This is a genomic window from Flavobacterium sedimenticola (assembly GCF_030053345.1).
Taxonomy (GTDB): Bacteria; Bacteroidota; Bacteroidia; order Flavobacteriales; family Flavobacteriaceae; genus Flavobacterium; species Flavobacterium sedimenticola.
The window spans coordinates 699888-720636 of record NZ_JASGBP010000001.1; the positions used below are offsets into that span (position 1 = coordinate 699888).

Annotated in this window: 22 protein-coding genes; 9 read left to right on the forward strand and 13 right to left on the reverse strand. The window is 42.4% G+C overall.

Annotated features, from left to right (window positions below; all coding sequences use genetic code 11):
* Positions 1 to 65 precede the first annotated feature (65 nt).
* Both frr and pyrH read right to left on the reverse strand, forming a co-directional pair.
* Positions 66 to 626 carry a ribosome recycling factor gene (gene frr, locus QHT84_RS03180; RefSeq protein WP_283238089.1) on the reverse strand — a complete coding sequence of 187 codons (561 nt, stop codon included), beginning with the start codon at positions 624 to 626 and terminating at the stop codon, positions 66 to 68.
* Positions 627 to 711: 85 nt separating this feature from the next.
* The gene (pyrH, locus tag QHT84_RS03185) at positions 712 to 1419 is read right to left on the reverse strand and encodes a UMP kinase (protein WP_283238090.1); all 708 of its coding nucleotides are present in this window, start codon (positions 1417 to 1419) and stop codon (positions 712 to 714) included.
* Between the two features lie 181 nt (positions 1420 to 1600).
* Between pyrH and QHT84_RS03190 the strand changes: the two genes are divergently transcribed.
* A complete protein-coding gene (locus tag QHT84_RS03190; protein ID WP_283238091.1) occupies positions 1601 to 2230 on the forward strand; it encodes a thioredoxin family protein in 630 nt (209 codons plus the stop codon).
* Here the strand turns inward: QHT84_RS03190 and truB are convergent.
* The 4 genes from truB to QHT84_RS03210 form a co-directional block, all read right to left on the reverse strand.
* Entirely contained in the window at positions 2190 to 2888 is a 699-nt protein-coding gene (gene truB, locus QHT84_RS03195) for a tRNA pseudouridine(55) synthase TruB (RefSeq protein ID WP_283238092.1), read from the reverse strand. The genes QHT84_RS03190 and truB overlap by 41 nt on opposite strands.
* 4 nt (positions 2889 to 2892) lie before the next feature.
* Entirely contained in the window at positions 2893 to 3702 is an 810-nt protein-coding gene (locus QHT84_RS03200; RefSeq protein ID WP_283238093.1) for an undecaprenyl-diphosphate phosphatase, read from the reverse strand.
* Positions 3703 to 3792: 90 nt separating this feature from the next.
* On the reverse strand, positions 3793 to 4026 hold the full coding sequence (locus QHT84_RS03205) for a DUF3098 domain-containing protein (protein WP_283238094.1): 234 nt from the start codon (positions 4024 to 4026) through the stop codon (positions 3793 to 3795).
* 16 nt (positions 4027 to 4042) lie between these two features.
* Positions 4043 to 4918 carry a cell division protein FtsX gene (locus QHT84_RS03210; protein WP_283238095.1) on the reverse strand — a complete coding sequence of 292 codons (876 nt, stop codon included), beginning with the start codon at positions 4916 to 4918 and terminating at the stop codon, positions 4043 to 4045.
* A 345-nt stretch (positions 4919 to 5263) separates the two neighbouring features.
* Between QHT84_RS03210 and leuS the strand changes: the two genes are divergently transcribed.
* The 3 genes from leuS to QHT84_RS03225 all read left to right on the forward strand — a co-directional run bounded on the left by leuS (position 5264) and on the right by QHT84_RS03225 (position 9731).
* Complete coding sequence (leuS, locus tag QHT84_RS03215) at positions 5264 to 8119, forward strand: leucine--tRNA ligase (protein WP_283238096.1); 2856 nt, start codon at positions 5264 to 5266, stop codon at positions 8117 to 8119.
* 165 nt (positions 8120 to 8284) lie between these two features.
* Positions 8285 to 8959 (forward strand): hypothetical protein, encoded by a 675-nt coding sequence (locus QHT84_RS03220; RefSeq protein WP_283238097.1) that lies wholly within the window; start codon positions 8285 to 8287, stop codon positions 8957 to 8959.
* A gap of 70 nt (positions 8960 to 9029) precedes the next feature.
* Positions 9030 to 9731, forward strand: coding sequence for a zinc metallopeptidase (locus tag QHT84_RS03225; protein WP_283238098.1), 702 nt, complete (start codon positions 9030 to 9032; stop codon positions 9729 to 9731).
* Positions 9732 to 9980: 249 nt separating this feature from the next.
* On the opposite strand, the gene QHT84_RS03230 is transcribed toward QHT84_RS03225, so the two are convergent.
* The 4 genes from QHT84_RS03230 to QHT84_RS03245 all read right to left on the reverse strand — a co-directional run bounded on the left by QHT84_RS03230 (position 9981) and on the right by QHT84_RS03245 (position 13226).
* Complete coding sequence (locus QHT84_RS03230) at positions 9981 to 10451, reverse strand: Lrp/AsnC family transcriptional regulator (protein WP_283238099.1); 471 nt, start codon at positions 10449 to 10451, stop codon at positions 9981 to 9983.
* A 231-nt stretch (positions 10452 to 10682) separates the two neighbouring features.
* Positions 10683 to 12056 (reverse strand): saccharopine dehydrogenase family protein, encoded by a 1374-nt coding sequence (locus QHT84_RS03235; RefSeq protein WP_283238100.1) that lies wholly within the window; start codon positions 12054 to 12056, stop codon positions 10683 to 10685.
* A 77-nt stretch (positions 12057 to 12133) separates the two neighbouring features.
* Positions 12134 to 12457 (reverse strand): hypothetical protein, encoded by a 324-nt coding sequence (locus tag QHT84_RS03240; protein ID WP_283238101.1) that lies wholly within the window; start codon positions 12455 to 12457, stop codon positions 12134 to 12136.
* 7 nt (positions 12458 to 12464) lie between these two features.
* Entirely contained in the window at positions 12465 to 13226 is a 762-nt protein-coding gene (locus QHT84_RS03245) for a DUF3108 domain-containing protein (RefSeq protein WP_283238102.1), read from the reverse strand.
* Positions 13227 to 13351: 125 nt separating this feature from the next.
* Between QHT84_RS03245 and QHT84_RS03250 the strand changes: the two genes are divergently transcribed.
* Both QHT84_RS03250 and pckA read left to right on the forward strand, forming a co-directional pair.
* Positions 13352 to 13738 carry a DUF423 domain-containing protein gene (locus tag QHT84_RS03250; protein ID WP_283238103.1) on the forward strand — a complete coding sequence of 129 codons (387 nt, stop codon included), beginning with the start codon at positions 13352 to 13354 and terminating at the stop codon, positions 13736 to 13738.
* 82 nt (positions 13739 to 13820) lie between these two features.
* Positions 13821 to 15446 carry a phosphoenolpyruvate carboxykinase (ATP) gene (pckA, locus tag QHT84_RS03255; protein WP_283238104.1) on the forward strand — a complete coding sequence of 542 codons (1626 nt, stop codon included), beginning with the start codon at positions 13821 to 13823 and terminating at the stop codon, positions 15444 to 15446.
* 72 nt (positions 15447 to 15518) lie between these two features.
* Here the strand turns inward: pckA and QHT84_RS03260 are convergent, their stop codons facing one another.
* Together QHT84_RS03260 and QHT84_RS03265 are read right to left on the reverse strand one after the other, a co-directional pair.
* Positions 15519 to 16268 (reverse strand): uroporphyrinogen-III synthase, encoded by a 750-nt coding sequence (locus QHT84_RS03260; protein ID WP_283238312.1) that lies wholly within the window; start codon positions 16266 to 16268, stop codon positions 15519 to 15521.
* Positions 16269 to 16278: 10 nt separating this feature from the next.
* A complete protein-coding gene (locus tag QHT84_RS03265) occupies positions 16279 to 16956 on the reverse strand; it encodes a DUF4271 domain-containing protein (RefSeq protein WP_321169569.1) in 678 nt (225 codons plus the stop codon).
* 98 nt (positions 16957 to 17054) lie between these two features.
* On the opposite strand from QHT84_RS03265, the gene QHT84_RS03270 reads away from it, so the two are divergent.
* From QHT84_RS03270 to QHT84_RS03280, 3 genes are read left to right on the forward strand one after another with little or no spacing between them, the layout of a single operon-like run.
* A complete protein-coding gene (locus QHT84_RS03270) occupies positions 17055 to 17780 on the forward strand; it encodes a polyprenol monophosphomannose synthase (RefSeq protein WP_283238105.1) in 726 nt (241 codons plus the stop codon).
* A 10-nt stretch (positions 17781 to 17790) separates the two neighbouring features.
* Complete coding sequence (locus QHT84_RS03275; protein ID WP_283238106.1) at positions 17791 to 19131, forward strand: dihydroorotase; 1341 nt, start codon at positions 17791 to 17793, stop codon at positions 19129 to 19131.
* A gap of 9 nt (positions 19132 to 19140) precedes the next feature.
* Positions 19141 to 19521: a DUF4296 domain-containing protein gene (locus QHT84_RS03280; RefSeq protein ID WP_283238107.1), complete on the forward strand. Its 381-nt coding sequence runs from the start codon at positions 19141 to 19143 to the stop codon at positions 19519 to 19521.
* Positions 19522 to 19524: 3 nt separating this feature from the next.
* Here QHT84_RS03280 and QHT84_RS03285 read toward each other — a convergent pair whose 3' ends face one another.
* Positions 19525 to 20532 carry an NAD-dependent epimerase/dehydratase family protein gene (locus QHT84_RS03285; RefSeq protein WP_283238108.1) on the reverse strand — a complete coding sequence of 336 codons (1008 nt, stop codon included), beginning with the start codon at positions 20530 to 20532 and terminating at the stop codon, positions 19525 to 19527.
* Between the last annotated feature and the right edge of the window lie 217 nt (positions 20533 to 20749).

Consider the following 20749-nt stretch of genomic DNA (forward strand, 5'->3'; position numbering starts at 1 on the left):
CGGCATACAAAAATAGGAATAAAAAAATCCGTACGAGACGGATTTTAATATCGAATTAACAATAGTTAGACTTTCATAATCTCGGCTTCTTTGATGGCCAAATGCTCGTCTATTTTTTTGATGAAAGTATCGGTGAGTTTTTGAACGTCTTCCTCGGCATTTTTACATAAATCTTCCGAGACACCGTCTTTTTCTAATTTTTTAATTTCGGTATTGGCATCTTTACGGGCATTTCTAACCCCAATCTTAGCATCTTCCGCTTCCGCTTTGGCTTGTTTTACCAATTCCCGTCTTCTTTCTTCCGTAAGCGGCGGAACACTGATGATGATGTTGTCACCGTTGTTCATGGGGTTGAACCCGATATTCGCCATCATAATCGCTTTTTCAATAGGTTGCAACATGCTTTTTTCCCAAGGTGTAACCGTGATGGTTCGTGCATCGGGAACATTAATGTTGGCTACTTGAGACAATGGCGTTTGCGAGCCGTAGTAATCGACAAACACACCACCCAACATTTGTGGCGTGGCTTTTCCGGCACGAATATTTAAAAATTCTTTTTCCAAATGCGCCACAGAACCGCTCATCGATTCTTTGGTGCTGTCTAAAATAAATTCAATTTCTTCCATTTTCTAATTAGATTGTTAGCGTGTTAGATTTTAAGATTGTTAGACCTTTCTAAGCAGTCTAATAATCTAAGTCAGTCTAAGTGGTCTATATTTTAACTACGGTTCCTATATTTTCGCCTTCGCAAATTTTGAGTAAGTTTCCTTTTTTATTCATATCGAATACGACTATCGGCAATTCGTTTTCCTGACTTAAAGTGAAAGCCGTGGTATCCATCACGTTCAATCCTTTTTTAATCACATCATCAAAAGTAATGGTATCAAACTTCACGGCATTGGCGTTTTTCTCCGGATCGGAATCATATACACCGTCTACGCGAGTGCCTTTCAATATGACATCGGCATGAACTTCAATACCGCGCAAAACCGCTGCAGTGTCTGTGGTGAAATAAGGATTTCCGGTTCCGGCTCCGAAAATTACGATTCTGCCTTTTTCCAAATGACGCACCGCTCTACGTTTGATGTATGGTTCGGCGATTGCTTCAATTTTTAAAGCGGTTTGCAAACGGGTTAGCATGCCTTTGTCCTCCAAAGCACCTTGTAACGCCATTCCATTAATTACGGTAGCCAACATACCCATGTAATCGCCTTGAACTCGGTCCATACCGTTACTGGCTCCGGCAACGCCTCTGAAAATATTACCGCCGCCAATCACTATCGCAATTTCAACGCCTTTGTCGTGAATCTCCTTGATTTCTTCGGCATATTCCGCCAAACGTTTCGGGTCAATACCATATTGTCTGTCGCCCATCAGCGCCTCGCCACTTAATTTCAGGAGAATTCTTTTGTATTTCATTGGTGTTGTTTGTTTTTGAAGCTGTAATTTTCGTTTGTACGGCTGCGAACCGCATTGATGGTTGCAAATATAAACATATTCTGTTTTTTGTAAGCCCATCGTTAAAAATAATGTTAGGTAACAAATGTCACTTTTTTATCGCTTGGGGTTTTGTAGCTTTGCAACACCAAATGCAACAACCATGAAATCCATACTTACCGACAGCTTAGCCAAAAGCTACACCTACGACCAATACAGAAATGCCATCACAGCGCTTTTAAAAGAAGGCAAATCGACCGGTAACGAACAATCGGAAGCCTTAACGCATTATTCCGAATTAAACGAAACCCGCATGAATCGTTTGGAGAAAACCATCACTATTACAGATGAATTTTCAGCTCAATTACAACAGTTACAACGCGAATACATTTGGTTAGTCATCTCCGAAGGCTGGTGTGGTGATGCCGCTCAAATTGTGCCGGTGATTTATAAAATGGCGGAGTTGTCGCCTAAAATCGATTTAAGATTGGTGTTCCGAGATGAAAACGATGCATTGATGAATGCCTTTTTAACGGATGGCGCCAGAAGCATCCCGAAGTTGATTGTACTGGATAAAGAAACGATGGCTGTTTTGGGCGACTTCGGACCGCGGCCACAAGGAGCCAAACAGTTAATTTCAGATTACAAGGCCGAACATGGAAAAGTAGACGAAACAGCCAAAACCAACTTGCAATTGTGGTATTTACACGATAAAGGGCTTTCGATTCAAAAAGAAATCATGGCGTTGATGGCTACCTTGGAGCCAACTGCTGTTCAAATGCCTCAGGAGTAAGACCGTTGGTCACGTTATAATCGCCAATTTTGGTTCTTCGCAACACCGATAAATAGCCGCCGGATTGCAAGGCTTTGCCAAAGTCGTTGGCCAACGAACGAATGTAAGTGCCTTTGCTGCAAACTACCCGAAAATCTAGTTCCGGTAGGGCAATACGTGTGATTTCAAATTCGTAAATCGTAGTTTTTCTCGATTCAATTTCCACCTCCGAACCCTCGCGCGCGTGTTCATACAATCGTTTTCCGTCTTTTTTGATGGCCGAAAACACCGGTGGTTTTTGATCGATTTCACCCAAAAACTGCGGAATTGTTTCCGCAATAAGTTCCGGAGAAATATGGGCTGTAGCGAAAGTGGCATCTACTTCCGTTTCCTTGTCATAAGACGGCGTCGTGGCGCCTAAAACGATAGTTCCGGTATATTCTTTGGCTTGCGCCTGAATCTGCGGGATTTTTTTGGTAAACTTTCCGGTACAAACAATCAGCAAACCTGTAGCCAACGGATCTAAGGTGCCGGCATGGCCAATCTTAAATTTTTTCGGAAGGTTGTACCGTCTTTTTAAGACATACTTTAATTTATTCACCGCCTGAAACGAAGACCAAGTCAACGGTTTGTCGATTAATAAAATCTGACCTTCTAAAAAATCTTCAGCGGTTTTCAATAGTTTATGGGTTTAAGGTAAAATAAATCAGCAACAATACACCGGCAATGATGCGGTAATAACCCCAAGGCTTGAAACCGTATTTTTTGATAATGCCGATAAAGAATTTGATAGCAATTACCGCTACTATAAAGGCAACTGCATTGCCAATCAAAAACATTTTCAGGTTGTCTGGAGACTGTGTCAGTAATTCATATCCTTTAAGCTGAGACACTTCATACGTTTTCAGGAATAACGAATACGTCGTTACCGCCAACATGGTCGGAACGGCCAAAAAGAACGAAAACTCGGCTGCCGTTTCACGAGTCAGGCCTTGTTGCATCCCGCCGATAATAGAAGCGGCCGAACGGCTGGTGCCGGGCATCATGGCCAAACACTGCCAAATACCAATGGTAAAGGCTTTTTTTACGGTAATGTCTTCCTCATTAGCCACAGTCGGATGATGAAATCGACCGTCGATGAATAGCAAAACAACGCCGCCAATAATTAACACTATGGCAATCGGAATGGGGTTGCCGAGTACGGCATCAATTTTATCATCAAACAATTTCCCTAATACCAAAGCCGGAATGACCGCTAAGGCTAATTTGAGGTAGAAATGAATGCGTTTGAAATCGAAAAATTTACGCCAGTACAATACTACGACCGCCAGGATGGCACCGAATTGTATCGAAACCTGAAACAATTTGACAAAATCGTCTTCCTGAATCCCGAAAAAAGAACTGGTAAAAATCATGTGAGCGGTCGAGGAAACCGGTACGTATTCGGTTAAACCTTCCACGATGGCAATGAGAACAGCCTGAATGTAATCCATGTCTTGAGTGATTGGTAATTAGTGAATAGTAATTAGTAATTTGTATAGTAATCACATGATTTTGGCTAATCACTAATTACTAATTACTAATCACTTTTTTTTAAAAATCGAGTAAATCGTGATTCCGAAACCAATCAACACAATAGTCGGCGCCAAACGAATTCTTTGAAAATTAAAAACCGAATCGTTCCAAACCTTTGGGTCGTCACTGCCGCCGCCACTCATCAGAATGAAACCAACGCCAATCACGGCAATACCGATTAGTAATATTTTATAGTTGACTTTTTCAAAAAGAAAATCAGGTTTTTGTTCGTTGTTTTTCATGTCTAAAAGTTTTTGACTAATACAAGTCGTCGGTTCTCAAATTCAGGAAACGTTGCGTGGCCAGGAAGGTACTAATCCAAGTAATTACAATTCCCAAAACCAATACGCCCAACAACACAATGCTGATGGCCAATTGGTCCTCCATAATGCCCAGATTCGGGAAGTTCGTTTGAATGTACAACAACATGCCAATTAACGCTAAAATGGCTAAAACCGCACCCACAAAACCTAAGATCACATTGGTTTTAATGAATGGTTTACGGATAAACGATTTGGTTGCACCCACCATTTGCATGGTCTTAATGATAAAGCGATTGGAGTAAATAGACAACCGCAACGAACTGTTAATGAGCAATACCGAAATCAAGGCAAACACACCGCTCACCACCAAAATCCACATGCTGATATTGTTGATGTTGTCGTTCACCAGAGTCACCAATTGCTTGTCATATACCACATCGGCAATCATATCGTTTTTACGCAAACGGTTCTCAATTTTAGTCAGTTCCGTATTGTTGACATAATCGGCTTTCAGGTAAATATCAAACGAATTCTGCAACGGATTCACCCCCAAAAACTGCATAAAATCTTCGCCAATTACTTTTTTGTGTTGCTCGGCTGCTTTTTCTTTCGAAACATATTCAAACCTTTTGGCAAATTTGGCGGTTTTTAATTCTTCGTTAAAGGCCGTCGTTACCGAGTCGGTCGCTTCGCTTTTAAAAAAGACCGTCATCGCAATCTCTTCCTTGAAATTATCGGACAAGCGTTTGGAATTAATCACAAACAGCCCTAAGGTCCCCAATAAAAACAGCACTAAAAAGATACTCAACACCACCGAGAAATAGGAGGTAATCACTCTGCGTTTCTGAAACTTTTCAAATGACGATGACATAAGCGGGATTTTAAGCGGTAAAAATAATAAAGAAAATTGTTTTTCTCCTTTATAACGCGCAAACTTTTAACTTTATTATAATAAACGTAAATTTGCCGCTGAAATTTTAGGCTTGTCCCCAATTTAGTTTGGGAAGCGAATGGTTCGGGCCGTTTCAGCCGGCCATTTTCCCGCTTTCCGGGTTACTCCGAAGTGTCGGAGGTAACCTCTCCAATCGGGGCTAGAAAGTAAACGAATCAAAAACCACAGAACCTTAGCGCCTCAGTGCCTTAGAACCTTTATAAGAATGACTCGAGCTCGCAAGAGCGACTGCATGAGACCGATAAAAAACAATATAAACGACGAATGAAATACCATCACGAAAAAATCGAAGCCAAATGGCAACACTATTGGGCACAAAACCAAACCTTTGCCGCTACCAATCAATCGGATAAACCCAAGTATTACGTCCTCGACATGTTTCCGTATCCCTCGGGAGCCGGTTTACACGTTGGGCATCCGCTGGGGTACATTGCGTCCGATATCGTAGCGCGCTACAAGCGTCACAAAGGCTTTAATGTGTTGCATCCGCAAGGCTATGATTCGTTTGGGTTGCCGGCCGAACAATACGCCATCCAAACCGGGCAACATCCCGAAAAAACCACCCGTGAAAACATTGCCCGGTACCGCGAGCAGTTGGATAAAATTGGGTTTTCCTTCGATTGGAGTCGCGAAGTGCGCACCTCTAATCCCGATTATTACAAACACACGCAATGGATTTTTATCCAACTCTTCAATTCGTGGTACAACCTCGAAACCGATAAGGCCGAAGACATATCCGAATTAATCTCAATTTTCCAAAAAGCCGGAAACGCCACTGTTAAAGCCGTGTGCGACGACGATACCGAAATCTTTTTTCCGTCCGATTGGAATGCGTATTCCGAAGAAAAAAAGCAACAAATTCTCTTAAAATATCGATTGACCTATTTGGCCGAGACCGAAGTAAACTGGTGTCCGGCTCTGGGTACCGTATTGGCCAACGACGAAATCGTTAACGGTGTTTCCGAACGCGGCGGGCATCCGGTGATTCGCAAAAAAATGACCCAATGGTCCATGCGCATTTCCGCTTATGCCGAACGTTTATTGCAAGGCTTAGACACCATCGACTGGAGCGAATCCATCAAAGAATCACAACGCAATTGGATTGGAAAATCGGTTGGTGCCATGGTGAAGTTTAAAGTTCAAAACCCGCAACCCGCAACCCGCAACTCGGAACTTTTTATCGACGTTTTTACCACACGCCCCGACACCATCTTCGGCGTTACGTTTATGACTTTAGCGCCCGAGCACGAATTGGTGTCTCAGATTACTACGCCGGAGCAAAAAGCAGCCGTTGACGCGTACGTGGAAGCTACTGCCAAACGTTCGGAGCGCGATCGTATGGCCGATGTGAAAACCATATCCGGGGTGTTTACCGGCGCCTATGCCGAGCATCCGTTTACCAAAGAGCCCATTCCGGTTTGGATAGGTGATTACGTGTTAGCCGGTTACGGCACCGGTGCCGTAATGGCCGTGCCTTGCGGCGATGAAAGAGATTACGCTTTTGCCAATTTCTTCAAAGGACAAAACGGCATGCCTGAAATCAAAAATATTTTCAATCAGGATATTTCGCAAGAAGCCTTTGCCGCCAAAGACGGTTTCGAATTGGTGAATTCCGATTTCTTGAACGGTTTAGGCTACAAAGAAGGCACTCAAAAAGCCATCGAAGCGTTAGAGCAAATCGGGCAGGGGAAAGGCAAAACCAATTACCGTTTGCGCGATGCGGTGTTCTCCCGCCAACGCTATTGGGGCGAACCGTTCCCGGTATATTACGTAAACGGCTTGCCGCAAATGATTGACTCGAAATACTTGCCTATTGTTTTACCGGAAGTAGAAAAGTATTTGCCCACCGAAGACGGCCAACCGCCATTGGGCAACGCCACCCATTGGGCGTGGGACAGTGTGCAGTGTTCAGTAGTCAGTAATCAGTTGATTGACCACAAAACCATATTTCCTTTAGAACTTAACACTATGCCGGGTTGGGCCGGCAGCTCCTGGTATTGGATGCGCTATATGGACGCGCACAACGACACCGAGTTTGCCTCAGCCGATGCGCTAAAATACTGGGAAAACGTCGATTTATACATCGGCGGAAGCGAACATGCCACCGGGCATTTGTTGTACTCGCGTTTTTGGAATAAATTCCTAAAAGACAAAGGTTTTGCGCCAACGGAAGAACCGTTTAAAAAGTTGATCAATCAGGGCATGATTTTGGGGATGAGTGCGTTTGTGTATCGTTCTGAAGATTCCAAAAAATTATATTCAAAAGGATTGATTGCCGGTGAAAAAGTACACCCAATTCATGTTGATTTGTCTGTCATCAACGACATCACCAACGAATTAGACATCGACGCTTTCAAAAATCATCCGTTGTATTCCGACTATAAGGATGCTGAATTCATTTTAGAAAACGGCAAATACATCGTAGGACGCGAAGTCGAAAAAATGTCGAAATCCAAATACAACGTGGTGAATCCCGACGATATCTGTGAACAATACGGCGCCGATACCTTGCGTTTATACGAAATGTTCCTCGGGCCGCTCGAACAAGCTAAACCTTGGAATACTGCCGGAATCACCGGAGTATCGGGCTTCTTAAAAAAACTGTGGCGTTTGTATTTTGACGATAACGGTTTGATAGTGACCAACGACGAGCCAACGGCCGACATGTACAAAACACTCCACAAAACCATCAAAAAAGTGACGGAAGACATCGAGAACTTCTCGTTTAATACCTCGGTGTCGCAGTTTATGATTTGCGTAAACGAGTTGGCGCAGCAAAAATGCCGCCATCGTGCCATCTTAGAACCGTTGGCCATCATCGTGTCGCCTTATGCGCCGCATATCGCCGAAGAATTGTGGGAACAATTGGGCCATCAAGGGTCGATTGCCACCGTGGCATTCCCCGTTTTTGAAGAAAAATACTTGGTGGAATCCGAAAAGGAATACCCGGTATCGTTTAACGGAAAAATGCGCTTTACCATCAAGTTGCCGCTCGATTTAACCGCTGCGCAAATTGAGGAAATCGTCATGGCCGACGAACGCACCCAACAGCAACTGCAAGGCAGAACCCCCAATAAAGTGATTATCGTTCCCGGCAAAATCATCAATTTGGTGGGCTAATCCATAAAAGGGATATCAAAAGGGATTAGGGATGAGTTGAGTTACTTGTCCCTAATCCCTTTTCCCTTTCTATGCTTTCTTTCTCCATTTGTCAATAAAAAGTTAAACCTACAGCAGCGGTTTTGTTCTCTTTTTATTTTTGAATTAAATTGTAAATCAATCATCATGAAAAACACTATTTTATCCCTACTGCTACTCTCCTTTTTTATCGGTTTCAGCCAAGAAAAGACAACCGATTCGACCCAAACCAAGAAAATCAAACTCGACGGTTATTTCGGATTCACCGGAAACATCAACGACAACTTCAATCTCAACAAAAAACTACGCAACGCCAACTTACCGGAACTCGACAGTTTTATCCCCGAACTCACTTTCGGATTGAATTACTTTGCCCCACACTATTCGGGCGATATCGAGTTTGGTGTCTTGTTTGCCAAGCCCGAGGAAAACAACAACGAAATGAAATACCGCGGTTTCAATACCCGTTTGCGTGTGCATTACAACGTGGTGAACCAAGAAAAATTCGCCTTTACAACCGGACTATCCTTAGCCTATATAGGGAGTCAATACGATATTTACTCCAAAGACAACACGATTGATTTAAACGATTTAGATCCCGACAACAACAGCGGTCACGTAAATTTTACCAATCAAATGTTGTACGTAGGACCGTCGGTTTCTTTGTATTTGTTTAAAAAATCCAATTTACAAGTCAAAGTAAACGCCGGCTATGAATTTGCCATCACTCGTGGCCGATACGATTCGGAATACGGTAGCGTGCTCAACAACATCGGCGAATCGGGGAACAACCGTTTTGTGTTCGGTGTGACCTTGTTGTAATGACAAGCTGTCATTCGTTTTGGTTTGGCGTACACTTTGTTAGGCTTTTACTAAACTTAAATATAAAATTATGTTAGGCTATTATATTTTAATCGGATTGATTGCTTTGGTCAGCTTTGCGGTAAGTTCCAAGCTGAAGAGCAAGTTTGACGAATATTCGCATTTGCATTTACGCAATGGTATGAGTGGTGCCGAAATCGCCACACAAATGCTGAACGATCACGGGATTTATGACGTTAAAGTGATTTCCACCCCGGGACAATTAACAGACCATTACAACCCAACCGACAAAACGGTGAACTTGAGTGAAGGGGTGTACAACCAACGAAATGCTGCCGCCGCTGCCGTGGCGGCGCACGAGTGCGGACACGCTGTGCAACACGCCACAGCGTATAATATGTTGCAGTTGCGCTCGCAACTGGTTCCTATTGTGAACATCGCTTCGGGCATGTCACAATGGTTGATTATCGGAGGGTTAATTTTAGGAGCCGCCGCCGGTTTAGGCTTGGGCTTTTACATCGCCGTAGCCGGATTGGTTTTGATGGCTATTGCCACTGCGTTTAGTTTTATTACGCTGCCAGTGGAGTACGACGCCAGTAACCGTGCTTTGGCTTGGTTAAAAAATAAAAATATGGTGAGTCAGCAAGAATATGCCGGTGCCGAAGACGCTTTAAAATGGGCTGCCCGTACCTATGTGGTGGCCGCTATCGGAGCGCTGGCTTCGCTCTTGTATTGGGCGCTGCAAGTATTCGGAGGTTCCCGAGACGAATAAAAACAACCCGTTACGAAAGTAGCGGGTTTTTTATTTGGGAGCGGAATGGCTCGGGCTTTATCAGTGGTCCGTTTTCCCGCTTTTCGGGTTACGCGGTAACCTCTTCACTCGGGGCTAGAGAGAAGCAATAAGTGTACTTGTGAGCAAAGGTTCTCGATACAATTTTCACTCCACTGCGTTCCGTGAAAACCACTCGAACCGACGAACCCAGCAACTTTAAACCCGTAACTCGCAACCCGCAACTTTCAACTAAAGTTGAATCTGACGTTCCAACTGTTGCTCTAACGAAATAAAAGTCTCCGTTCTCGAAACACCTTGAATGGGTTGGATTTTTTTGTTGAGCAATTGCATCAAATGTTCGTTGTCGCGGCAAATGATTTTGATGAGAATACTCCAGTTGCCGGTAGTGTAGTGGCATTCTAACACTTCGGGAATTTTTTTGAGTTCGCGCACGGCATCGGAGTTGCTCGAGGCTTTGTCGAGGTAAATCCCGATAAACGCCATGGTTTTGTAACCTAAGACTTTGTTGTCAATCACAAATTTGGAGCCCGAAATAACGCCGGCCTCTTCGAGTTTGCGCAGGCGTTGGTGAATGGCTGCACCGGAAATTCCGATTTTGTTGGCGATTTGTAAAATGGGTTTTCGGGCATCTTCCATGAGGTCGCGCAGGATTTCTTTGTCGATGCCGTCTATCTCTATTTGTAGCTGGTTAATTTTCATAGTTTAAAACTTTAAAGTAAAAATAGTAATTTACTTTATATTTAAAATAAAAAAACCAAAATCGGTTAAGATTTTGGTTTTATACTATTGCCCGCTGAAAAGAAAACGGAAACCTCTTTAGCCCTGATGGGAGTGGCACGGAGTAAAACGGACAGCAGGAATTACCCTGCCAAAAATGCCCGAGCCATTCGCTTCCAAGTATATCAGCAACTCAGTTTCTCAGCTACTTTGTTAATTTCCTAACAATCGGTCCGGATTGTAGCCGATATACGGCATTTCGGTTTCTTTGAAAATCACGCCGAAGGTTTCCAATTCTTTTAAGATGGGGTTGTATACTTCGGGACGGATGGGCAGTTGTACGCCCGGTGTTTTGATGTTGCCGTTGAGGATTTGTAGGGTCGCCATAGCCACCGGTAACCCTACGGTTTTAGCCATGGCGGTATAGGTTTGGTCGTCGCCGATGCAAACCATTTTGGAGTCGATTTGCTTGCGCTCGCCGTTAATTTCGTACCCGAATTTGTGGTACATCACAATCATGTCTTTGTCTTCGGGTTGGAGCGACCAACTGTCGTTGAGGATGCGTTCGAGAATTTGCGCCGGTGTGGCATTTTTAAGTCCGACCTTTTTATTGGGGTTAAACAAATCGAGTTCGAGCAGTTTGTCCCACATGATGTCGTCTTGTTCGATGCCCAATTGCAATCGGGTTTTGATTTCCACCGAATCGGTTGGCGAATAGGGCAGGAACGAATTGATGAAATCGCGGTAGCTCATGTTTTCCGAGTCTTCCATCACATAGGTATCATCGGTCATACCCAATTGTACAAACATATTCCAGGCTTTCGAGAACCCTACGCGACGAATGGTGCCGCGGTACAACGTGAGTACGTCGTCTAAGCCGTATACGCTGCGGTATTTGAGCGAATCGCGGTTGGCGTAGCCTTCAAATTTGCCGTAACCTTCCACTTCCAAGAACTCCGTTCTGCGGAACAGTTTGTGGTACGGGATGTATTTGTATTTGCCTTCTTGGATGAATTTGGAAGCGCCGCCCTGACCGGCTAAAACCACATTACGCGGTGCCCAAGTGAATTTGTAGTTCCACAAATTGGTGTCGCTTTCGGGCGCTACTAAACCGCCGCAGAACGATTCGAATAAAATCATCTTGCCGCCTTTGGCTTTAATCTCGTCGATGACTTTCATGGCACTCATGTGATCGATTCCCGGGTCGAGTCCTATTTCGTTCATAAAAATCAAGCCTTTGGCTTTCACTTCGGCATCCAGACTTTGCATAGCGTCGGAAACGTAAGAGGCCGTGACCATGTTTTTTCGGAACGTCACACAATCTTTGGCGACTTCAATATGCATGTGCGCCGGCAGCATCGAGATGACGATGTCGGCTTTTTGGATTTCGGCTTGACGTTGGGCTGCGTTGTTAATGTCGAGTGCAATAGCCGTGGCGTTTGGATGGTTGTTGGTTTTGCGTTGCGCCAATTCCAAAGACAAATCGCCTAGGGTAAGGTGTATATTTTCTTCGTAGGATTTGTTTAAGAGGTATTGTATTAAGGACGATGCGGAACGACCGGCACCGATGATTAGGATATGTCTCATGCGTTTGTTTGTTGTTGGCCGTAAAGGTATGAATTTGATTCCACAAAAAAAGCGCATCGGAGGAGATGCGCTTGGTGTTATTCTAACCCTTCGAGTTCTTCAAGCTCTTTTTGGGCTTCTTTTTTGGTTTCCATTTTTTGTTGTTCAAATTGAGTATCGGTGGCCACTTCGTCTTTAATTAAAAGTGTTTTTCCCAATACCACAGCGGAACACAAGGCTCCGATAAACAAAACTACTTTAGGTATTTTTTTTTGATGGTCTTCCGATTTGACCAACGTCAGCAAACCGAAAACCAAAGCGAGTCCGATAGGAAGAAACGCTAACGTGTCCATAGGCAATGCTGTGAAAACTATACCCAACACACCGAAAATACAACTTAAAATTAAAAACAGTTTTCTCATAAAAGGGTTATATTCCGGTAGCTGAGGTTAATACTAATTGTCCGGTTCCGACCGGAATACTGAATTTGAGTAAGGCCGGAATTTTTTTAGCATCGGCTGTCAGCCAAATCAGGTTTTTGTCTTTACCGCGGAGCGCATCGGTTTTAGCACCGATAGAAATTTTGTAACACGGTTTTTGGCCTAAGTTTCCGGCATTAACGGTTTCCTTACCCATATATTTGAGGGTAACCGGAACTTGTTTTTCATCAAAAACAATCATGAGCGATTGTGTTTGGCCTTCTTTCATTTTGCTGAAATCGAGCGTACGTACTTTGTACAACATTGAAATTACATCTTGCGTTGAGCCACCGATGGTAAACGTTTTTTGGGTTTCGGGACGGTTTCTTTTTTTTACGGTACTGTTCACCGTGTTTCCTTTAAAGGTGTATTTTTCTTTTTTGGTATACCCGCCTTCGTCGATGCTTCTTTTATATAAACTTGGCTTCAGATTGGTCGGATTTACATAGGATTCGTAAATGTCTCTAATCTTAAAGAAAGAATCCCATTTGCTGTAAGTAGACAATTCGCAGCTTAAATGCAGATAGGTGTTTTTGGAAGTAGCCACCGTTTCGGTACTCATGGTAACCTGTGCCAATTGTGTCATTAAACCGCTCATATTATAGGAACCGGCATACACTAATTTTTCGCCGGCTTTGATGGCAGGGTTGCTTTGAGGCGCAAATGCGCTCAACAAAAAAGCTGTGCCTAAACATAACAGTAATCGTTTCATGGAAATAAAATAAGGTGCAAATATAAAGTTTTAACAAAAATGGCTGACCAAAAGAAAAGTGAAATTTCTTTATTTCTAAAAAGATAACGGATAAATTTGTGGTTTTGTATTTTAAATGAGTTCTCATGGAAAGAAAAATTACGATTACGGCGCTTTTATTGGGTGTTACGGCTATTATTTTAGGTGCTTTCGGAGCGCATGCGTTGAAGCAGCATTTATCGTCCGAGGCGTTGATTACTTTTGAAACCGGTGTGAAATACCAAATGTACCACGCCTTGTTTTTATTGTTTTTGGGGCTTACGGTTGCGGTGGATGAAAAAGCCAAGAAAATGGTTTTTAATGCGATTCTTTTGGGCGTGATTTTCTTTTCGGGGTCGATTTATTTGTTGGCCACAAAAACCATTACGGGAATCGACTTTAAACCATTGGGTATCATTACGCCTATAGGCGGAACCTTGTTAATAGTGGGATGGATGATTTTATTGCGTCAAATGGTGAAGCGTCAAAAATAATATTTTGCTAAAAAAAATACTTTCTGACAATATAATTTTTACCTTTGTTGCCTCATTCATAATACAACACAAACTAAATTTTATGGAGAACTACGCTCAAATTACGAAATCGATTTCGTTGGAAAAATACGGAATCAAAGACGTTCAAGAAATCATCCACAATCCTTCCTTTGAAAAATTATACAACGACGAATTAAATCCGAATTTAACCGGATATGAAAAAGGACAATTAACCGAATTAGGCGCTGTAAATGTAATGACCGGCGTATTCACCGGACGTTCTCCAAAGGACAAATACATTGTAAAAGATGCGGTTACCGAAAATACCATTTGGTGGAATTCAGATAAGGCTGCCAATGATAACAAACCGATTTCTCAACATACCTGGGAAGCGTTAAAGACAACCACTGCGGATCAACTTTCAGGAAAAAAATTATACGTGGTAGATGCTTTTTGTGGGGCTAATGAAAATACCCGTTTGAAAGTACGCTTTATTATGGAAGTAGCGTGGCAGGCGCATTTTGTGACCAACATGTTCATCCGTCCGACGGCAGAAGAGTTGGCTCATTTTGGGGAACCTGATTTTATTGTGATGAACGGTTCTAAAACGTCTTTCAAGGACTACGCTGCTCACGGATTAAATTCTGAGGTTTACATTGCCTTTAATTTAACCGAAAAAATGCAGTTAATTGGCGGTACTTGGTACGGTGGCGAAATGAAAAAAGGCATGTTTGCCATGATGAATTACTACTTGCCGTTGCAAGGAATTGCGTCGATGCACTGTTCGGCCAATAAAGGGAAAGACGGTGATGTGGCAGTTTTCTTCGGATTATCCGGTACAGGAAAAACCACTTTGTCTACCGACCCAAAACGTGAATTAATCGGAGACGATGAGCACGGTTGGGATAATGAAGGCGTTTTCAATTTTGAAGGCGGTTGTTATGCCAAAACTATCGATTTAAGTAAAGAAAACGAACCGGATATTTATGGGGCTATCAAAAGAGATGCGCTATTGGAAAATGTAACGGTTGATGCCGATGGTGTGATTGATTTCAAAGATGGTTCGGTAACGCAAAACACGCGTGTTTCGTACCCGATTTATCACATTCACAATATAGTTAAACCGGTTTCGAAAGCCGGACACGCAACCAAAGTAATCTTTTTAACCGCAGATGCTTTCGGAGTAATGCCGCCGGTTTCTAAATTAACTCCGGAGCAAACACAATACTATTTCCTTTCCGGATTTACGGCCAAATTAGCCGGAACCGAAAGAGGTGTAACGCAACCGGAACCTACTTTTTCGGCTTGTTTCGGGAAAGCCTTTTTGACGTTACATCCTACCAAATACGGAGAGGAATTGGTTAAGAAAATGGAGGAGCATCACGCGACTGCTTATATGGTAAACACGGGATGGAACGGAACGGGGAAACGCATTTCGATTAAAGACACGCGCGCGATTATTGATGCAATCCTAGATGGTTCCATTGAAAAAGCCCAAACCAAAACTATTCCGGTATTCAATTTGACCGTGCCAACAGCCTTACACGATGTGAATTCGGCTATCTTAGATCCGAGAGATACCTATGAGAATGCTCAAGATTGGCAAGACAAAGCTACCGATTTAGCGTCTCGTTTTATCAAAAACTTTGTACAATATACCGATAATGAACAAGGTCAAAGCTTGGTTAAAGCCGGGCCGCAATTATAATTCCAACTAATCTAACCAAAGAAAAAGCCATTCAAATTGAATGGCTTTTTTATGTTTTGTAATAAGTAACGATTACTTTCCTTTGTTGGCATCGGCAATGTATTTTTCCAAAGCCATAGTCATGGAAGGTGTTTCGGGTGTTGGTGCCAATATATCAATTCGCAGGCCGTGCTCCAACGCTTCTTTTTGAGTAGTGCTTCCAAAAACGGCAATACGGGTGTTGTTTTGTTTAAAATCAGGGAAGTTTTTAAACAATGATTTGATTCCGGTTGGACTGAAAAAAGCCAACACATCGTAGTACACATCGGCTAAATCAGACAAGTCACTCATAACCGTCTTGTAGAAAGTAGCTTGTGTCCAATCTACTTTTAAGTTGTTCAGGGTTTGCGGTACGTCATAATTTAATTGGTCCGACGCAGGCAAAAGGAACTTTTCGTCTTTGTATTTTTTAATCAGTGGCGATAAATCGACAAAATCTTTTTGGCCGACATAAATTTTACGTTTTCGGTATACCACATATTTTTGCAGGTAAAAGGCGATGGCTTCCGATTGGCAAAAGTATTTTAAGTCTTCCGGTACTTTATAACGCATTTCTTCTGCTACCCTAAAAAAGTGATCTACTGAATTTCGACTGGTTAAGATGATAGCGGTAAAGTTATTGAGGTCTATTTTTTGAGCTCTCACATCTTTTGCACTAACGCCTTCTACATGTATAAACGAGCGAAAATCAACTTTTACTTTGTGTTTTTGTTGCAGTTCAAAATAAGGCGAATTCTCGACTTTGGGTTCCGGTTGTGACACCAGAATTGTTTTCACTTTCAAATTTGACATTTTAATGTGCTAAATTTTTTGTAATCAAATAATATATAAAATAGTAGGGCGCTATTTCAAGTGCGCAAAGATACAAAATAAAATAAAACAGTTTACTCAGTAGTAAGTTTTGATAAATTTTCAAGGAAACAAAGTAAGAAAACAAGTTTATTATTAAAATCACACCAATAACGCAAAAAATCAAAACATTTGATGAATTATTGTTATAAAAAAGATAGATGTTTACCGGGAGCAGAAGCAAGCCGATAAACGTTCTGTAGCTTACTTTCTGTAAATTGAACTGTTCTGTGAATTCTTCGATGTTGAAAGTCGTGGCAATAATTTTTTCAATCAGAAACTTTGACAGGACAAAAACACCGAAAAACGTAAAAATCCGTATAAAAAGCACCCAATCGGTTTTAGATACATGCCCGAAATGCGCTAAAACAAGCTGGATGAAAAAGGAAAAGGAAATTACCTGAACAATAAACAGCAGAACGGTAAAGCCACTCATTAAATGGGAAGTGTCTTTATACACTTTGATGTATTTGTCGGATACTAAAATTTTCAGGAAGTCATTGAACCTTGTTTCAAACGCCGTACGGGTAATGGCTATTAAGACAAACGCAAAGAGGAAAAGAAAAGTGGCCCAATCTTTTGCTTCTAAAACCCTTGGCTGTAAAACAATTTCTGTCATCATTGGCGCAAAAATACTAATTTTTACCGGCTAAATTATTATAAAATTATTAAGAGGCTCGAGTGATAAAAAGTTTATTTTTGCATCGAAGTATCTTTTTTATGAGCGACGCTATTGTCATTATTCCTACCTACAACGAAATCGAGAACATCGAAAGCATTCTTCGTGCTGTTTTTGCCTTGCCCAAATCATTTCATGTTTTAATTGTGGATGACAATTCGCCTGATAAAACGGCAGATAAAGTGATTGAGTTACAAAAGGAGTTTGACAATCGTTTGTTTTTGGCTATCCGAAAGAAGAAATCGGGTTTAGGAACGGCTTACGTTCACGGCTTCAAATGGGCGCTTCAAAACGATTATCAGTATATTTTTGAAATGGATGCCGATTTCTCTCATAACCCAAATGATTTAGAGCGATTGTATGCCGCGTGTCATGACGATGGGGCCGATTTGGCCATAGGCTCGCGTTACGTTACCGGGGTTAATGTGGTGAATTGGCCTTTGAGCCGTGTTTTGTTATCCTATTTTGCTTCGGTGTATGTGCGTATGATTACCGGCATGAAAATTATGGATGCCACCGCCGGATTTATATGTTATCAGAGAGAAGTATTGGAGAAAATCAATTTAGATGCCATCAAGTTTGTGGGCTATGCATTCCAAATCGAAATGAAGTACCGTGCATTTGCCAAAAACTTTAAAATTAAGGAAGTGCCGGTCATTTTTACCGACAGAACCAAAGGCCAATCCAAAATGAGTGGTGCTATTATTAAAGAAGCCATCTTTGGCGTAATTTCGCTCCGATTCCGGAAATTTTTAAACCGTTTATAACGACACAACTATGAATACCGTTTTAATTAAGAATGCCAAAATTGTCAATGAGGGAAAGATTACGGAAGGCGATGTTTTGATTGAAAACGAGTTTATTTCCGAAATCGCTTCCAGTATTAGTGCGAAATCATCCGATTGTAACATTATTGATGCCGAGGGTAATTATTTGATTCCCGGTGCTATCGACGATCAAGTTCATTTCCGTGAACCCGGTTTAACACACAAAGGAACGATTGCCAGTGAAAGCCGCGCAGCCGTAGCCGGCGGAATCACTTCTTTTATTGAGCAACCCAATACGGTTCCCAATGCCGTGACTCAGGAATTGTTGGAGGACAAGTACCAAATAGCGGCAAAAACGGCTTATGCCAATTATTCGTTCATGATGGGCGGTACGAATGACAACTTGGAAGAACTGTTAAAAACCAATCCGCGTAACGTAGCCGGAATCAAATTGTTCTTGGGTTCTTCTACCGGGAATATGTTGGTGGATAATGAAGAAGCTTTAGAAAAAATATTTTCTTCTACCAAAATGCTCATTGCGGTTCATTGTGAAGATGAAGCCACCATTAAAGCCAATTTAGAGCGTTATAAATTACAATTCGGCGATGACATTCCGGTCGATTGCCATCATTTAATCCGCAGTGAAGAAGCCTGTTATTTGTCGTCTTCCAAAGCGATTGCCCTGGCTAAAAAAACAGGTGCCCGTTTGCACGTCTTTCATTTATCGACCGCCAAAGAAATGGAGCTGTTTACCAATGCCATTCCGCTGGAAGAAAAACAAATTACGGCCGAAGTGTGTATCCATCACTTGTGGTTTACGGATGCCGATTATAAAACCAAAGGCAATCTAATTAAGTGGAATCCGGCGGTTAAAACGGCCAACGACAGAGCGGCCTTGTGGGAAGCCTTGCTGGATGACCGTATCGATGTGATTGCTACCGACCATGCCCCGCATACCTTGGAGGAGAAAAGTCAAAACTATCTCAAAGCGCCATCGGGCGGCCCTTTGGTGCAACATGCTGTAGTGGCTTTGTTTGAAGCACACCATCAGGGAAAAATTTCGGTCGAACGCATCGTAGAAAAAATGTGTCACAATCCGGCGAAGATTTTTAAAATCGAAAAACGCGGATTTATCCGAGAAGGCTACTATGCCGATTTGGTTTTGGTGAATCCTAATTTACCGTGGAATGTGAAAAAGGAAAACATCCTGGCGCAATGCGGATGGTCGCCTTTTGAAGGGTATACATTTACCTCGAGAGTCACCCATACTTTTGTAAACGGTCAATTGGTGTATCATAATTTTAAAGTCAAAGAAACACCTGTCGGACAACGGTTGTTGTTTAACAGATAAAGTAAAAGTATGAGAAAAGTTTGTTTCGTTTTGGGATTCTTTTTGCTGCTGATGAGTTGCGAGAAAGCCATTGAAAAGCCAAAGAATTTGATTGCCAAAGACAAGATGATTGACATCTTATATGATTTGTCTTTGCTGGAGGCGATTAAGTCGCAGAATATTGGGGGCGGCATCAGCAACAAAAGTGCCAACGCCTTTATTTACAAAAAGTACAAGATTGACAGCACCCAATTGTCGGAAAGTAATAAGTATTACGCCACTGATGTCGAAGCCTACAAAAAAATGTTTGAGACGGTAAAAAAGCGATTGGATGATGAAATTAAAAAAACAGGAGGTAGCGCAACCATAACACCAACACCTGTGAATCCCGATGTGCCGCAAGTGCAGTAATCGCTATGATTCTTTGTTGATGACCTCTTGAATTACTTCCGTTATGTTTTGAAAGTCAAAATGCAATCCCGAAATCTCGGGATTTTTTATTTTTTGATTCGAAATCATATCGGTTGAGAATAGGGCGTTAGCACTGTATTTAGACAATCTTCTTTTGGTTCCGAAGAATGTTGAAGTTAACCAATCGAGGCGCCAGGCTATAGCCAATAGCCAGGGTTTGGCTTCGAAAGTAGGCGGTTTTACACCATAGTGTTTTGCGATTTCGTAAATTACTTCTTTGAAGGTCAGGTTTTCGGCCACTAAAGCGAAACGTTCGCCGCTGACGGAGCTGTTCATTAAAGCAATCATCACGGTAACCACATCGGTAACGCTAACAAAACCGGTGCTGCCGTGAGTGTAAAAGGGAAAGCCTTTTTTGACTTTGGAGAAAAATACGCCACTGCCCTGATGGTTAAATCCGGCTCCGAAAATAACACCGGGATTCACAATTATTACATTCAGTCCTTCTTGTTGGCCACGCCAAATTTCCATTTCGGCGCCGTATTTGGAGATGGCATAATCGCTGTGAAACACTTCGGGGTTCCATTCGGTGGTTTCGTTGATGGTGGTTTCGTTGGGTTTTACATCGCCCAAAGCGGCAATGGAACTGACGTGACAGAATTTTTGAATGCCGAAATCCAAACTCAAATTTACCATATTGGCGGTACCTTCGATATTGATTTTGCGGAGTCGGTCTTCGTCTTTGGGATCATACGAAATTAGTGCGGCGCAATGGTACACGTAAGTGATTCCGGAAAAGGCTTTTTCTAAAGACGGAATATCGATGATATCGCCTTGTACCCACTGGATTTTTTCAAATTGGGCTTCCTTATCGTAGCGTTGGAACAGCGCTTTGGTTTTGGCGATGCTTTTTTCGGTTCGGAACAAGGCGCGAACTTGGGACTCGCTTGCGGTTACTTGTAACAGCAAATGCGCTCCGACCAAACCTGTTCCGCCTGTGACTAAAATCATTTGGTAAAGATAATTAGATTGTTAGATTTTTAGCCTATCAGATCAGAGAAAAAGTATGCCAAACGTTTCCTCTTTTAGCCCTGATGGGAGCCAACTACCCTGCCTGCCTGTGGGCAGGCAGGTAGTGCGGACAGCAGGAACACGGACCACTGATAAATCCCGAACCTTTCGCTCCTAAATAATCAATTCTCATTATATTTGCGCAAATTTGATTACA

Coding starts and splice junctions, on each gene's coding strand:
- QHT84_RS03220 (WP_283238097.1), top strand. CDS start 8,285: ATGAAAAACACTATTTTATCCCTACTGCTACTCTCCTTTTTTATCGGT.
- QHT84_RS03285 (WP_283238108.1), bottom strand. CDS start 20,532: ATGATTTTAGTCACAGGCGGAACAGGTTTGGTCGGAGCGCATTTGCTG.
- QHT84_RS03235 (WP_283238100.1), bottom strand. CDS start 12,056: ATGAGACATATCCTAATCATCGGTGCCGGTCGTTCCGCATCGTCCTTA.
- leuS (WP_283238096.1), top strand. CDS start 5,264: ATGAAATACCATCACGAAAAAATCGAAGCCAAATGGCAACACTATTGG.
- QHT84_RS03205 (WP_283238094.1), bottom strand. CDS start 4,026: ATGAAAAACAACGAACAAAAACCTGATTTTCTTTTTGAAAAAGTCAAC.
- QHT84_RS03240 (WP_283238101.1), bottom strand. CDS start 12,457: ATGAGAAAACTGTTTTTAATTTTAAGTTGTATTTTCGGTGTGTTGGGT.
- QHT84_RS03265 (WP_321169569.1), bottom strand. CDS start 16,956: ATGATGACAGAAATTGTTTTACAGCCAAGGGTTTTAGAAGCAAAAGAT.
- QHT84_RS03280 (WP_283238107.1), top strand. CDS start 19,141: ATGAGAAAAGTTTGTTTCGTTTTGGGATTCTTTTTGCTGCTGATGAGT.
- QHT84_RS03210 (WP_283238095.1), bottom strand. CDS start 4,918: ATGTCATCGTCATTTGAAAAGTTTCAGAAACGCAGAGTGATTACCTCC.
- QHT84_RS03230 (WP_283238099.1), bottom strand. CDS start 10,451: ATGAAAATTAACCAGCTACAAATAGAGATAGACGGCATCGACAAAGAA.
- QHT84_RS03225 (WP_283238098.1), top strand. CDS start 9,030: ATGTTAGGCTATTATATTTTAATCGGATTGATTGCTTTGGTCAGCTTT.
- pckA (WP_283238104.1), top strand. CDS start 13,821: ATGGAGAACTACGCTCAAATTACGAAATCGATTTCGTTGGAAAAATAC.
- frr (WP_283238089.1), bottom strand. CDS start 626: ATGGAAGAAATTGAATTTATTTTAGACAGCACCAAAGAATCGATGAGC.
- QHT84_RS03200 (WP_283238093.1), bottom strand. CDS start 3,702: ATGGATTACATTCAGGCTGTTCTCATTGCCATCGTGGAAGGTTTAACC.
- QHT84_RS03190 (WP_283238091.1), top strand. CDS start 1,601: ATGAAATCCATACTTACCGACAGCTTAGCCAAAAGCTACACCTACGAC.
- pyrH (WP_283238090.1), bottom strand. CDS start 1,419: ATGAAATACAAAAGAATTCTCCTGAAATTAAGTGGCGAGGCGCTGATG.
- QHT84_RS03250 (WP_283238103.1), top strand. CDS start 13,352: ATGGAAAGAAAAATTACGATTACGGCGCTTTTATTGGGTGTTACGGCT.
- QHT84_RS03245 (WP_283238102.1), bottom strand. CDS start 13,226: ATGAAACGATTACTGTTATGTTTAGGCACAGCTTTTTTGTTGAGCGCA.
- QHT84_RS03275 (WP_283238106.1), top strand. CDS start 17,791: ATGAATACCGTTTTAATTAAGAATGCCAAAATTGTCAATGAGGGAAAG.
- QHT84_RS03270 (WP_283238105.1), top strand. CDS start 17,055: ATGAGCGACGCTATTGTCATTATTCCTACCTACAACGAAATCGAGAAC.